11 protein-coding genes and 1 pseudogene are annotated in these 13,539 nt (G+C 45.1%); 8 read left to right on the forward strand and 4 right to left on the reverse strand.

Annotated elements, in window-relative coordinates; translation table 11 throughout:
- The first annotated feature begins 41 nt into the window (after nt 1-41).
- The 3 genes from C7R91_RS24410 to C7R91_RS24420 all read left to right on the forward strand — a co-directional run bounded on the left by C7R91_RS24410 (nt 42) and on the right by C7R91_RS24420 (nt 2,395).
- The gene (locus C7R91_RS24410) at nt 42-974 is read left to right on the forward strand and encodes an iron-hydroxamate ABC transporter substrate-binding protein (RefSeq protein ID WP_047070664.1); all 933 of its coding nucleotides are present in this window, start codon (nt 42-44) and stop codon (nt 972-974) included.
- Between the two features lie 127 nt (nt 975-1,101).
- Nucleotides 1,102-1,863, forward strand: a complete 762-nt coding sequence (locus C7R91_RS24415; RefSeq protein WP_047070665.1) for a DUF4253 domain-containing protein — start codon at nt 1,102-1,104, stop codon at nt 1,861-1,863.
- An 85-nt stretch (nt 1,864-1,948) separates the two neighbouring features.
- A complete protein-coding gene (locus tag C7R91_RS24420) occupies nt 1,949-2,395 on the forward strand; it encodes an SRPBCC family protein (protein WP_047070666.1) in 447 nt (148 codons plus the stop codon).
- A 44-nt stretch (nt 2,396-2,439) separates the two neighbouring features.
- Here C7R91_RS24420 and C7R91_RS24425 read toward each other — a convergent pair whose 3' ends face one another.
- Together C7R91_RS24425 and C7R91_RS24430 are read right to left on the reverse strand one after the other, a co-directional pair.
- Nucleotides 2,440-3,798 carry a sensor histidine kinase gene (locus tag C7R91_RS24425; RefSeq protein ID WP_047070667.1) on the reverse strand — a complete coding sequence of 453 codons (1,359 nt, stop codon included), beginning with the start codon at nt 3,796-3,798 and terminating at the stop codon, nt 2,440-2,442.
- Complete coding sequence (locus tag C7R91_RS24430) at nt 3,788-4,489, reverse strand: response regulator transcription factor (RefSeq protein ID WP_047070668.1); 702 nt, start codon at nt 4,487-4,489, stop codon at nt 3,788-3,790. The genes C7R91_RS24425 and C7R91_RS24430 overlap by 11 nt, the downstream gene beginning before the upstream one ends.
- Before the next feature lie 145 nt (nt 4,490-4,634).
- On the opposite strand from C7R91_RS24430, the gene C7R91_RS24435 reads away from it, so the two are divergent.
- The 5 genes and pseudogenes from C7R91_RS24435 to C7R91_RS24455 all read left to right on the forward strand — a co-directional run bounded on the left by C7R91_RS24435 (nt 4,635) and on the right by C7R91_RS24455 (nt 11,536).
- Nucleotides 4,635-5,162, forward strand: coding sequence for a hypothetical protein (locus C7R91_RS24435; RefSeq protein ID WP_047070669.1), 528 nt, complete (start codon nt 4,635-4,637; stop codon nt 5,160-5,162).
- Between the two features lie 5 nt (nt 5,163-5,167).
- On the forward strand, nt 5,168-7,261 hold the full coding sequence (locus C7R91_RS24440) for a multicopper oxidase family protein (protein WP_047070670.1): 2,094 nt from the start codon (nt 5,168-5,170) through the stop codon (nt 7,259-7,261).
- Nucleotides 7,262-7,370: 109 nt separating this feature from the next.
- Nucleotides 7,371-7,520, forward strand: a pseudogene (locus tag C7R91_RS24445) (response regulator transcription factor); the annotation flags it as partial.
- 62 nt (nt 7,521-7,582) lie between these two features.
- Complete coding sequence (locus C7R91_RS24450) at nt 7,583-8,512, forward strand: NAD(P)-dependent alcohol dehydrogenase (RefSeq protein ID WP_047070672.1); 930 nt, start codon at nt 7,583-7,585, stop codon at nt 8,510-8,512.
- A 96-nt stretch (nt 8,513-8,608) separates the two neighbouring features.
- Complete coding sequence (locus tag C7R91_RS24455) at nt 8,609-11,536, forward strand: AAA domain-containing protein (protein ID WP_047070673.1); 2,928 nt, start codon at nt 8,609-8,611, stop codon at nt 11,534-11,536.
- A gap of 72 nt (nt 11,537-11,608) precedes the next feature.
- Here C7R91_RS24455 and C7R91_RS24460 read toward each other — a convergent pair whose 3' ends face one another.
- Nucleotides 11,609-12,454 (reverse strand): DegV family protein, encoded by an 846-nt coding sequence (locus C7R91_RS24460; protein WP_047070675.1) that lies wholly within the window; start codon nt 12,452-12,454, stop codon nt 11,609-11,611.
- 219 nt (nt 12,455-12,673) lie between these two features.
- The gene (locus C7R91_RS24465) at nt 12,674-13,531 is read right to left on the reverse strand and encodes an amidohydrolase family protein (protein WP_047070677.1); all 858 of its coding nucleotides are present in this window, start codon (nt 13,529-13,531) and stop codon (nt 12,674-12,676) included.
- Nucleotides 13,532-13,539 lie beyond the last annotated feature (8 nt).

A 13,539-nucleotide genomic window follows, 5' to 3' on the forward strand; every position in this document is an offset into this window, starting at 1 on the left:
CTATCGTAAAATTAGTATCAGGAGTAAGGAGATCGCTTACCATGAAAAAAGCATTCATTCCTTTCATTATGATGTTCATGCTCTTGCTTGGCGCTTGTGGGTCTCAACAGGCTCAACCTGCACAGCCCGCGACACCAGCGGAAGGCAACGAAGCGAAAGAGGGAACCGTAATTTACAAATCTGAAAAAGGACCTGTTGAGGTTCCGGCACAACCGAAACGAATCGTCGGACTTACAAATGCCCCGAATATTGTATCGATGAAGGGTACACTTGTCGGAGTAGATCAATGGACGAAGCAAAATCCGCTTTTTACAGAAAAATTAAAAGATGTGGAAGTCGTATCGGATGCAGATTTGGAGAAAATTCTTGCTCTGAAACCTGATCTGATTGTAGCGGGATCGGAAATGAAAAATCTTGATCAGCTTAGCAAAATTGCGCCGACTGTCGTGTTTACGTGGGGCAAGCTGGATTACTTATCGCAGCAGTTGGAGATCGGCAAGCTGTTGAACAAGGAAAAGGAAGCCCAGGCGTGGATTGATGATTTCAAGAACCGTGCAAAAACAGCCGGTGAACAAATTAAAACGAAAATCGGTGAAAATGCAACAGTATCTGTCATCGAGTATGACACGAAAGATTTTTATGTTTTCGGAAATAACTGGGCGCGTGGTACGGAAATCCTCTATCAAGCGATGGGCTTAAACATGCCGGACAAAGTAAAAAAGGACGTTCTCGGTCCTGGTTACTATAAGTTGTCGACGGAAGCAATTCCGGAATATGCTGGTGATTATCTCGTCCTTAGCAGAAGAAACGGTAGTACCAATGATTTCTTGGAATCTGCGACATGGAAAAACATTCCGGCTGTCAAACAAGATCGTATCATTGAGATTGACACAGAAGCTTCCACTTATAGTGATCCGATCACACTCGAATATTTGCTGAAAATCTTTACGGAACAGTTTCTTGCCAAATCTTAAATGCTTGGGAATCCAAGCATTTTTCTTTTTGCTTTTTGTTCATTTCCACTGTATCTGGAAATTGAAGTAAAATAGATGAGGAGTCCTATGCTTTGAACAAAAACAACAGAAAAAAAGAGGTGTGACGATGGTAGAAGAGTTGTCCAATTACCTAAAGGAATGTGACATAGAAGTGGTTGCTGCGGAAGAGTTCTCGGTACCTGCTACAAAGGCAGATAAGCACAGCATCTTGGTCCTGCCTAGCTATAATATACTAGAGATGATAGAAGAAGCAGTGGACGAAGAGGGATCACTCTCTGATTATGTACATAACCAGCTCGAGGAAGTTCACCGTTTATCCGTTGAGGATGTCTTTCGGCGAATTGTGGAATCTCGCCTTTTGTATACAGACATTGCATCTGAGTTGAAAAGCTTGGAAGGAAAGAACTTTGAAGGCATCTATAAGGCATATTCCCTTATATGGGAAGGGAATGAACTCCTCAATGAACAACTCAGTGAAACAGAGACGGAGTCTTTTCTCATAAGTGAAAAATGGGTGCAGGATCGGTTAGAAGATGATGCCCTGATTGTCATGGAATTGCCGTTAGCATCCGGTTATGAAGCACCGTTGTGGGTCCCAATGGGCGGCTACAATGAATGCCCATTACCCGTTTACCAGTCGGTGATCGTGAAGCACTGGCAGGAGGCGTATGGAATCAAGATTCTCGCTGTGACAGAAGATACTTGGATTTTTCAAGCCGGTTCAAGACCGCAGACCTACGAGGAGGCCTTAAAGCTGGCGCAAGAGCATTTCATCTTTTGTCAGTACGTCTTGGATGAGTTGCCTTCATTAGGGCATTACGCTGATTATTTAATGAAACAGGATGTTTGGTATTTTTGGTGGGATTAACCTGCCATATTCCTGAAATATCTCCCGTGTTCCGACAATAAACATAACAAGATACCAAAGAACACTGGGGAAGGAATGAGCAATCATGCCTCAAGGAATACATGATGTGGAGCTGAACTTGCCCATCGGGGCGGTATGGCAGTTTGTGAGTATAGTGGAGAATTGGGTTCCACTGGTACCTGGCTACATCAGCCACGAGGTAATCAATGAACGTCGTGTCGCTTGGACGTTTACAGGAGATATCGGCATCATGAAGAAGACGATCAGCCTGCAAGTGGATATCACCGAATGGACGCCTCCGACCGAGGTGAAGTTTACCTTGACGGGGATAAGCGGGAATTTTACTGGACATGGCTACTTCAAAGCAAAAGCATTGGGGGAGGCACGTACGAAAATGACGGGGTGTCTCGACATCACTGCCCATGGTGTGAAGGGCCCCATGATTAACTCCATTCTGAAATCCAATCTTCCCAAGACAACAAGAGAATTGGTGGAAGCGATCGCCAAGCGCCTCCATTCCGTTACCAGGTAAAAAAACACGCCTTCGAGGCGTGTTTTTTGCTTGTCGAGACACGTTCACTCACGGACAACAGGAAGTGCTGGCAAAAACACCGAAAACGTCGTACCTTTCTCTACCTCGCTATGTACTTCAATCCACCCGTGATGCACGAAGATGTTTTGTTGTGCGATCGCGAGCCCAAGACCCGTTCCGCCGCTTGGACGAGCTCTGGAATGGTCTGCTCTGTAAAAGCGGTTAAAGATAAGGGGAAGGTCCTCCTCCGGTATGCCCGTTCCGTTATCTTCTATCATGATTCGGACATACTCATTCTGGCGGTCTTGCCTGTACACCCGGTCAACATGCAGCTTTACGTATCCCCCTTGGTTTGTGTAATGGAGGGCATTGATCAGGAGATTGTAAAGAGCTTGAAGAATACGTTGCTTCTCTACGGACACCTCAATGACTTCCTCTGAGATATGCGTAATGAGACAGATGTGCTTATCTTCCGCCAAGAATTGGGTCTTTTCCACCAATTGATTCAGAATCATGACGATATTCTCGGTTTTTGGATACAGTTGCGTGCCGCCAGCCTCTAGCTTGGACAGATCCAAGACTTCATTCACCATGCGTGATAACCGCAACACTTCATCGAGAAGAGACGATTGCTTTTCAAAGGAAAGCGCGGTCCCCGTATCCTGGGCGAGCTCCAACTCCCCCTGAATAATCATGAGCGGCGTTTTCAATTCATGAGTGACATCGGATAGCAACTGCTTTCGGGATCGTTCCAGGCTTGCGAGGCTGTCGTTCATCTCCTGTAAAGCTCGCGAGATCGCCCCGAATTCATCCTTTCTGTGAATGGGAAAGGAAACCTCTTGATTTCCGCCTTTGATCAAATCGATTCCTTTGATAATCTCGCGTATTGGTTTGGTCAGCCTCCAGGACAAAATGAAAATGGTGACCAAAGCGGCAAGACAAGTGAAGAGGATCGATACTCGGGCGATGGCAGGTAGAATACTGTACCACATCGTTTTGAATTCGTACGTCTTATATTGGGCGTCATTCATGACAAATAGCCGGCCGATTTTCTGCTCATTGTTACCGTATAACGTCAATTTATAGCCTTGGTCCCGAAGGTCACGGAGATGTAAGCTCCCTTGCTGATAAAGCATCTTATCTTCTATAACTAATCCAATTTCGACAAAATCACGGCTGTGCTCGAATGCTCCGGCCTGAACCCCAATCCCATCCCAGGATTCACCGTGATTCACATAGTATTGCTCGAACTCATCCCGTAACGAATCAAAAAGTGCTTTCTCCTCCAAATAAACAAGATCGCGATCAATGTAAAACTGAATGTGCGTGACAGCGAGTAGGCTGAGCATGATGAAGACGATCAAAATGCTCATCGACAGCATCAGCTTCGTTCTAATTTTCATGGTTTGCTCCGAACCGGTATCCAAAACCGTAAACCGTTTGGATGTACACGTTATGGTCGGCATCGTCCTCTATTTTCTTGCGCAGCTTGCTTATATGAGAATCAACCGTTCGTTCGTCGATGACGAATTCTTCCTCGAAGGCGTGTTGAAGTAATTGCATTCGACTGTATACCCGACCAGGCTTTGATGCCAGCAGGTGAAGGAGCTTGAATTCGGTTGGAGTTAACCGCAGTTCTTGTTTGCCTTTAAATACTTGCAAGCTTTCCTCGTGAATCGTTAGTTCGCCTCTTCGGAGGACAGAAGGCAGCTCGTGGTTGTTTCCACCCTTGTTCATTCTCCGTAATAAAGAGCGGATTCGGGCGGATAATTCTCGCAGGCTGAAAGGTTTCGTCAAGTAATCGTCCGCTCCCATTTCCAAGCCAACGATTTTATCTGTTTCCTCTGTTTTGGCCGTGACCATGATAATTCCCGGCTCGCCTTGCTGTCTGAAGTGACGACATACATCCAGACCGTTCATATGGGGGAGCATCCAATCCAGGATGACGATTTCCGGCTTGATTTGGGTAAAAAGCTGTACAGCGGTTTTCCCGTCCTGTGCGGTAAAGATATCGTACCCTTCCGACTGAAGGAAGGTTTCCATCAGCGACAAGATCTTCTCCTCATCTTCCACGATCAAAACCTTGATCCCCATTCTCAAACCCCTATCTTTTTTAATTTTTTCCTATTATACAACAGGTAAGGAGCGTACATAGAGTCATCATAACCTCTCCAGATCATCACCATAAGTTCGCAACATTTTGGTGGTAGCATCAACAGCAAAAGGGGAGGGTGGGAAAATGAAATACAGATTCTCGATCAAACAAAAGCAATGGATGATTACGATTCATGTTCTGTCAGTTGTATGTTGGCTGGGAGGGGCCATTTGCATGTTTGTCCTTGGCTCTTACATGCTCATGTCTGGTAATGGAGAGCAGCTATATTACACTCTCGACAATATGCATTTGATCGATGTGGTCTTGATTCGATATACGGCGTTGGTCGCTTTAGTATCAGGGATTGCCTTATCCATATGGACACAATGGGGGCTCTTCAAACATTACTGGATTGTCATCAAGCTCATTTTGACGGTCTTCTTGATTTTGTTTGGAATCAAGTTCATGGGCAACTGGTTATCCACTCTCATTCAAGGGGCAGATCAAATGAGAATTGTCGCCCTGACAGATGCAGGGTTTCTCACGACGAGCTATTCCTTGCTCGGGGGTGCCATTGCAAATATCGCGGCACTTGTCTTTATGACCGCCATTTCCTATCTCAAACCGTTCGGTAAAATCAAAAAACGAGGGGAAAGGAATGAAAAGCAATAGATGCGATGCTTGAAACGATTACAGGTATCATCGTAACTCTCGTGATGACGGTGCTATGGGGATGGGCCAGCTTGATTGTGACGATGCTCCCCACTTCGAAAAACAATCAAAGACTGAAAAGCAGGAAAACCTTGCTCGTATGGGTGAGCTGTATTGCCTTTGTAGTCGATCTGATATGGTGCCTCTTGGTCGTGAGTCAGTTTGTACGGTATGGCTGGTTTTTCGTCGAAGGCATCATCAAAGTGATCGTCCCAGTCATGCTGATCGGTCATCTCCCTGTTGCCATGTACGTTTTGCCTAAACTACGAGGCATCCAGCCAGCACAACAAGAAAGCATATCCGTAGACACGCTCGCCAAGGTCTCGCATCCTGCCATGGTCATCCCGTTCTATGCAGCAGCAATAACATCTGTCATGAATGTCTCCAGTCACATCTTCGCCCAACCGGTTATGCCCAGCATGTATGAACTCGTCCAACTCCCTTTCCTGCTCTTGCTGATTTTGTTCATTCCGTTCCTTTTCCTAAAAAGAAAATATCAAGCTGTTCGCAGAGGCGAATTCGTCCAGCAAAAAAGAGGGAGAGAGCTGCTCAGATTTGGGCTGATGAGTGTGATAACCGCCAGTATTGTCATCACGGTCATGGTTGTACAAGTTCTCGCAGGAACCCAGTCGTCCAAATTACCGGAAGCCTCCGATATGATGAATCATCATTGGATAGACGAAGGCGGCGGAGTCCCTACCATGCTCTCCCACCATCAAAACCATGGGAACCAATCCAATATGGTGGAGGTGGCGGCACTCACAGGGGATATTTTTGCTCCGGCAGATAGCAAGTTTGAGCTGGTTGCACAGTGGAAGGAGGTAACACTTGCATCCGGTGCTAAAATCGATGCCTGGACTTACAATGGAGAAATCGCTCCTGAGATACGCGTGAGGCAAGGAGATATTGTTGAAGTGAAGCTGATGAATAAGGATATCGACAAAGGAGTTACGATTCATTGGCATGGCTACAATGTCCCAAACGCAATGGACGGTGTACCGGGCATGACCCAAAATGTCGTCAAACCCGGGCAAAGCTTCACGTATAAATTCCAGGCCAAGCAAGCAGGTACGTATTGGTTCCACTCTCACCAGCAAGCCGCAGAGCAAGTAGTAAAAGGCCTTTTTGGCTCGCTCATTGTCGACCCTCGTAGTGAAACAGAGGCATATGAGCAAGAGTTTACGGTAATGAATCATAGATGGGATACAGATCAAGGAAAAAAGACAGCTATTGGGTACGAGGATCAAGCACAATGGAAGCAAATTCAATCAGGGAAGAAAGTAAAGCTGAGAATCATCAATACGCATAATCAATCGCAAAAATACCTGCTGCAAGGAACTGACTATCAAATCACGAGCATTGACGGTGTACCGATTCAAGACCCGGATCGACTATCGGACCGAACCGCATTCCGTTTGGGATCAGGTGGAAGATACGATGTCACCTTTACGATGCCTGACAGACCTGTTTTGTTTAAGATTGGCGACTATCAGGATGATAAAAAGCCGAGTATAATTTTTTATTCGGATGCTCCCCCTGCGAACCCGAGCTTTCAAGCAGAATCAGACATGTTCGATCCGTCACAATACGGGAAGCCAGCAAAAAATGAGATAACTCCCGCAGCTGAATTTGATCGTGAATTCAAGATGATACTTGGCAACAGGATGGGTTTTTACAACGGTCAAATTCATTTTCTTTGGACGATAAATGGAGAGGTCTACCCCCATACCCCAACGTTCGTTGTCAAACAAGGAGAAAGGGTGAAAACCACCTTTGTGAATAAAAGTCTGGCCGAGCACCCCATGCATCTCCATGGGCACCATATGACGGTGTTGAGGAAGAATGGCAAGCAAGTAATGACGCCATGGCTGACTGATACATTAAACGTGATGCCAGGAGAAACCTACGAGGTTGCTTTTGTCGCAGACAATCCAGGCATGTGGATGGACCACTGCCATAACCTGGACCATGCTGCTACAGGGATGGTTTTGCATTTGATGTACGACCACGTACGTCCTTCGTATGAAGTAGGGACGAAATCTGGAAACTTGCCAGATTGACAATCGATGACTTGTGGCGCAGGAGTCCATCGACACTTTATTGACGCTGTAAGAGTGCGATTATTATAATTCCAGTATGATGATGCCAATGATAACCACAAAAATATTCATGCAGCTCATCGAAAAAGGATTATCGAATCGTGACATTGCCCAGCAGCTGTTCCTCGCACTCAGCACGGTGAAAGGGCATAACCGGAATATCTTTGACAAGCTGCAAGTTCAGCGGCGTACGGAAGCAGTCGCACGCGCTCGCCATTAAGTATCTGTATACCAATACCGTGCTCCCGCTATACTCATGGCAAGCACGATAGGAGGATGTCAATGAGAGCCGTGGTATGCACAAAATACGGATCGCCCGATGTTTTGGAGCTAAGAGAAGTAGAGAAGCCTATCCCTAAGGAGAATGAAATCCTGATAAAAGTGCATGCAACAACGGTTACATCAGGAGACTGTAGAATACGCGCCTTCAAAAGTCCGTTCTTGCTCTGGATTCCCATGCGCCTCGTGCTCGGTTTCACAAAACCGAGAAATCCGATTCTCGGTGTGGAGCTATCTGGGGAAGTCGAAGCGATCGGAAAACATGTAAAACGATTTAAAACAGGCGACCAAGTCTATGCATTAAGCGGGATGCGATGCGGTGCGCATGCGGAGTACATCTGTCTGCATGAAAACGCAATCGTGGGGTTAAAACCGACAAATGCTACACACGAAGAAGCCGCCGCGATTCCTTTTGGGGGAACGACCGCCTTGCATTTTTTTCGAAAAGGGAAGCTGCAAAAGGGACAGAAAGTGCTAATCTACGGGGCTTCTGGATCGGTCGGGACCTCCGCGGTGCAGCTTGCCAAGTATTTTGGCGCTGAGGTGACCGCGGTATGCAGCTCTGCCAATTTTGATTTGGTGAAATCGTTGGGAGCCGATACCGTCATCGATTACACGAAAGAAGATTTTACGAAAAAAGAAGAGCGGTATGACGTTGTATTTGATGCCGTTGGGAAAGCAACAAAGTCCCATTGCGTAAAAGCACTGGCGCCCAACGGGATATTCCTGACAGTGGATGGGCAAGGGATCGCAAAGGTGCGGATGGAGGATTTGGATTTCCTCAAAGAGTTGATGGAGGAAGGACAGATAAAAGCGGTTATTGATAGACGTTATTCGCTGGAACAAGTACCGGAGGCACATAGGTATGTAGAGACGGGGCGGAAGAAGGGGAATGTCGTGATTAGGGTAGAAGAGGTTAAAAAGGAAAATTGAAAAAGAGGAAATAACTGTATTATGATAGTTTTAGGGAAGGCGTTCCTCGCCTTCTTTTTTTATTGTCTACTACTTGCGAAGGATTAGGAGAATGATATGGGGGCAATAGGTAAAGAAATCACACGGTATTTCAGGAGCGTAGTCGCGGCGAATACTCATACTGGAATTGATTTTAAGGTGGACCCATTTTATATTTTGAATCCAATTGAGCTTATCAACGGACAGTTGGAAGCCGACGTCTGTAATAAAATCTTCTCGGAAGGAAACAAGGGTTTCGCAAATGAAGAAAACAGGTCTCAAAAGGACACTATCAATGTCCTGATTTGTGCCAAAACAGTGAAAACTGTCTTTGAGGCTTATGTCAAGATTCAAGAAGAAATAGAAGAATTGACTGGCCTATTTTTTATTCCAGCGATTCTTCATAGAGATGGAAAGCTAAGGTATGATAGCAGCGATAAGAAACTGCCATGGTTTCCAAGAGAGTACCTTCAGCCCATGGTGGAGCCAAAGCTGTCTGTTGGCTATGCGGATGAGGTTGACCAATTTATTAGTAACCATGTAGATCGAATAGAACAACTCAAGACTTGGTCTGATTACGTTGAATTTTTCAAAGCGTTTTATGAGTCTATTACCGGAGCTAAATTCGAACAAAACGAAATTCCAAATCGAGGAGGCGATGATTTACCGATCGAGTTGGAGAGTAACGTGTATCTTTTTGTTGATAACACTGTAAATTCTACCTATCATGTCATGAATTTGTACAATCATTTGTTGGAAAATGATCTACCTAAGGGTCTATATGAACGTTTCATTTCAACCAAGCCTGCTAAACTTGATTCACTAATCGAGAATAGTCTGTCGAATATGAAGCTGCACGCTGGTCAAATGGGGGGAGAATTTCCTTTATCCCCTTCGCAAAGAGAGGCAGTCAATCATTTTAATCACATGAGAGACGGCGATATTCTGGCAGTCAATGGGCCACCGGGTACGGGGAAAACGACCCTCTTGCAATCTATTGTTGCCGATATGTATGTCAAAAGGGCAATAAAAAAAGAAAAAGCGCCGCTTATTGTAGCGACATCGACGAACAATCAAGCAGTTACGAATATAATCGCTTCATTTGGAAAAATAAATAAGGTTGGGCTTTCTAATCTAGAGGAACGTTGGATTGAAGGGGTAACTAGTTTTGCTACATATTTTCCATCGGGACAAAAAGAAAAGGAAGCACGAAATAATGGTTATCAATTCACGAATTCTAGAGGAGAGCATTTTGTTGCCAATGTTGAAGCGAGAGAAAATCTCGAAAAATCAAAGAGCAAACTGCTACAAAATTGCAATAAATATTTTGAAACTGAATATGTACAAGTAGCTGACTGCCAAACAAAGCTACACGAAGAATTATTGTTTTTTGAAGAGAGAAAACAAGCCTTACTGGTATTGTGTGACACGTTAAATCAATTTGAATGCAATGGAGAGAGAATAGATAGTTACCTCAATTTGTTGGAGGAAGGGATCGAGCAGATTCAAAAGTCGATTCGAGACATTCCCAAGAGAGTTAAGGAGTGGGAAGGGTGTTACAAAAGGATTCCATTTTTCTTTAGATGGTTCTCGAAGCGTGTACAAACAGAGTTCACGCTATTCATGAACGAAGAAGAGTGGACTTTCTTGCAAGGCACTATGAAGCTAATCGAAATCAAAGAAATTTACAGCGTGCGCCTTGCTGAATGTAATCAAAAGCTTGCTGATCTCCAAAAGAAACGAGATGCTGTAAAGAAGTGGATCGAGCGGTATGATAACGAATTAAAGCTATTAAATCAACATGGAATCGAATTGCATGATGATGAAGCAAGCAAATACGATGTTTCAATTGACAAGATGAACGAGCTGATAGATAAAAAGATTCGATACGTAGAGTTTTGGCTAGCCGTTCATTATTTTGAATGTCGGTGGGCAAGCGGGGAAGATGCATTAACCGAGAAGCAAGTTGGGAAATCTTTTAAAAATGTTTTGGAGAAGTTCTATAACCGTCTTGCGATGATTACTCCCTGTCTGGTAATGACTTTTTTCATGCTTCCGAAACAATTCTTAGCATATGGCGACCAAACTAATTTTTTTCTTTATAACTACATCGATTTGCTAATTGTGGATGAGGCGGGGCAAGTATCCCCAGAAATCGGTGCAGGTGCATTTGCACTGGCAAAAAAAGCGATCGTTGTTGGGGACGTCTATCAAATTGAGCCAGTGTGGAGCATAAACCGGGCATTGGATAAAGCACTTGCCCTTTCCAGTGGAGCGATTAAAGAATTGGGCAGATATGAACAACTAGAATTATGTGGATTAAATGGATATGGCTCAAGTGTGATGAGAGTGGCCGCAAAAAGCTGCCGTTATCAAAAATATGAAGAGAGGGGATTGTTTCTATCTGAGCATCGTCGCTGTTATAACGAAATAATTGATTATTGTAACAAGCTGGTTTACAAAGGGAATTTGGAGCCGAAACGAGGAAAAGGGACGGAACATGCAGGGCGAGCCTTAAAACAGTGGCCTCAAATGGGATTTCGACAGATTAACTCTGAAAACTCTAGCAAGCAAGGAACGAGTCGATACAATCGACAGGAGGCAGCCAAGATAGCTGAATGGTTGAACGAGCATTTTGCACTCATTCAGGCTGCATATCCAAAGGAAGCAGAGCACAATTTGATTGGAATCATTACTCCGTTTAAGGCACAGGTTCGATGCATCCAAACAGAAATTGGAAAGCAAGCTCCTCATTTACGTTCGAAGATAAGTGTCGGTACCGTTCATACTTTCCAAGGTGCCGAACGAAATGTCATTCTCATGTCCACCGTATATGGAAGGAATGAAGGTTGCTTTTTTATTGATGCAAACAAGAGTTTGATGAATGTTGCTGTTTCTAGGGCTAAAGATCACTTTTTTGTATTTGGCGATAATCAGTGTTTGAAAGACGAGCCAAGTAGTGCAAGTGGGTTGCTTATGGCAAGTCTAGTGGGGAATTCCATATAGAAGTTCAAGAAGCAAGAAAAAGTCGCTTAGGTATTATCTTTCAATACCTGAGCGACTTTTTATGTTCAAGCCCTATTCATTTCTCCACGCAAGTGCCAATGTCCCCATCCCAGCATGCGCCCCAATCGTGGAGCTGATCGGCCCAACCAACACCTCGACATCGGAGTATTTGCTCTGAATTTTCTCTTTCAGTTCCAACGCTTTTTCCAAGACGTTGCCATGCAAAATCTGCACGTGCTTCACGGAGTAATTCTGTTTGGCGTTCTCCAGCTGTTCCAGCATGCGCTTGACCGCTTTCCCTTCGGTGCGAACCTTTTCATATACTTCAAACAGCCCGTCTTTAATTTGGAAAATCGGCTTGATCTGAAGCAGATTGCCGATGAAATATTGCAAACCGGTCATTCGGCCGCCCTTGTAAAACTGGTCGAGACTGCCGACCAGGATGTAGTTCTCGAAATTTTTGTACTCTTCTCGCAAGGAAGCCGCGATCTCTCGATAGCCTTTTCCTTCTTTGGCTTGCTCGATTCCGTTTAAGATAATCGAGGTAATCGGGTACGACATCAGCTTGGAATCTACCGACTCGACAGGGAAGTCTACCATCTTGGCTGCTGTTGCGCTTGTATTGTAGGTCCCACTCAGATTAGAGGAGAGGTGGACAGCAATCGCGCATTCATACTCTTCCTTTAATCGTTCGTAGAGCGTCACAAATTTTCCTAAGCAAGGCTGCGACGTTTTGGGAGCATAATTGGCCTGCACAATTTTTTGATAAAGATGTTCAGGCTCTAAATCAATGCCGTCTTCATAAGTGCCATCTTCAAAGATAATCTCCAGTGGAACGACGTAGATGTCATGCTCTTCCATGATGTGATCAGGTATGAGTGCGGTACTGTCTGTAACCCAGGCAATTTTTTTCTTCAAGGAAACATGTCCTCCCCCAATTTAGTAGAAACCTTGCTATCTCTGTACTAGCGAAAGCTTTGGGTCATAGTGGTCCGATCCTGACGGTCTATAAGCAAACTCGCATATACTATCATAATACGGAAACTGTCGTTTTTTGTCGTAAATAGAAGAAGTTTTATTGAACAAATGAAAAATCCCATGTTTCTTCGAGAGGAAGAGACATGGGATTTGTATCGTCTACTCAACCAACGGCTTGATTTTGGGAAACACCTTCAATGCTGTCTTGTAAAACACATCCTCGTGATACTCCACGGGGATCAGGTCCTGGACAAACTGGATATACGGCTTCACTGGTGCCAACGGCCAATCTGTTCCGAACAAAAACTTGTCGTAATGATCACAATAGGTGATCGCGTGGCGCAGATGGGAGAAGAAGAGAGGGGATTCGGCAAGTCGCTTGCAATTGGCTGCGTCACCGACCATTAAGCCGGAGAGATCTGCAAACATATTGCGGTTTTTATAAACAACTTCTGCCCCATCGAGTACCCACGGGTCGCCAAAATGGGCCATCATGAAATTGACGTCTCGATGCTTCACCGCCACCTCGTCCAGTGTGAGAGGGTGGGAGTATTTTAAGAGTCCGCGCTCCGAGTACGTATCGCCGGTGTGGAAGACGACAGGCATCTGGTATTTGGCTGCGAGCGCATAGACGGGATCGTAGACGCAATCATAGGCGTAGAAGGGATAATAGCCTAGATAGATTTTCAACCCGACCACATTGGGCTTTTGCAGGTTAGCTTCCAAGCGTGCCACTGCTGCTTCATCCAGTTTAAACGGGTTGATTCCTAGACAATAGACGAACTGCGGCGGCAGCTCGTCTGTCAGGTCTAGTCCCATAGGAGTGACAGCTTCCACATCGGGAAAGCCGTCTGGCTGAGTCTCTGTCAAGCCCATGCCGATCCCGAGGACTACGCCATTTTCGGCATATTCTTGCAAGAGACCAGCGGCGGAGTAATCGACAAACGACTTTTCTGCCGCCGTCCGCTTGAATTCCTCGATATGGGATAAATGCATGTGCGCATCAATGATTTTCATTGTGAAGC

This window comes from Brevibacillus formosus, from assembly GCF_003013405.1.
Lineage (GTDB): Bacteria > Bacillota > Bacilli > Brevibacillales > Brevibacillaceae > Brevibacillus > Brevibacillus formosus.

Coding starts and splice junctions, on each gene's coding strand:
- C7R91_RS24435 (WP_047070669.1), top strand. CDS start 4,635: ATGAAATACAGATTCTCGATCAAACAAAAGCAATGGATGATTACGATT.
- C7R91_RS24440 (WP_047070670.1), top strand. CDS start 5,168: ATGCTTGAAACGATTACAGGTATCATCGTAACTCTCGTGATGACGGTG.
- C7R91_RS24465 (WP_047070677.1), bottom strand. CDS start 13,531: ATGAAAATCATTGATGCGCACATGCATTTATCCCATATCGAGGAATTC.
- C7R91_RS24450 (WP_047070672.1), top strand. CDS start 7,583: ATGAGAGCCGTGGTATGCACAAAATACGGATCGCCCGATGTTTTGGAG.
- C7R91_RS24455 (WP_047070673.1), top strand. CDS start 8,609: ATGGGGGCAATAGGTAAAGAAATCACACGGTATTTCAGGAGCGTAGTC.
- C7R91_RS24425 (WP_047070667.1), bottom strand. CDS start 3,798: ATGAAAATTAGAACGAAGCTGATGCTGTCGATGAGCATTTTGATCGTC.
- C7R91_RS24420 (WP_047070666.1), top strand. CDS start 1,949: ATGCCTCAAGGAATACATGATGTGGAGCTGAACTTGCCCATCGGGGCG.
- C7R91_RS24415 (WP_047070665.1), top strand. CDS start 1,102: ATGGTAGAAGAGTTGTCCAATTACCTAAAGGAATGTGACATAGAAGTG.
- C7R91_RS24430 (WP_047070668.1), bottom strand. CDS start 4,489: ATGGGGATCAAGGTTTTGATCGTGGAAGATGAGGAGAAGATCTTGTCG.
- C7R91_RS24410 (WP_047070664.1), top strand. CDS start 42: ATGAAAAAAGCATTCATTCCTTTCATTATGATGTTCATGCTCTTGCTT.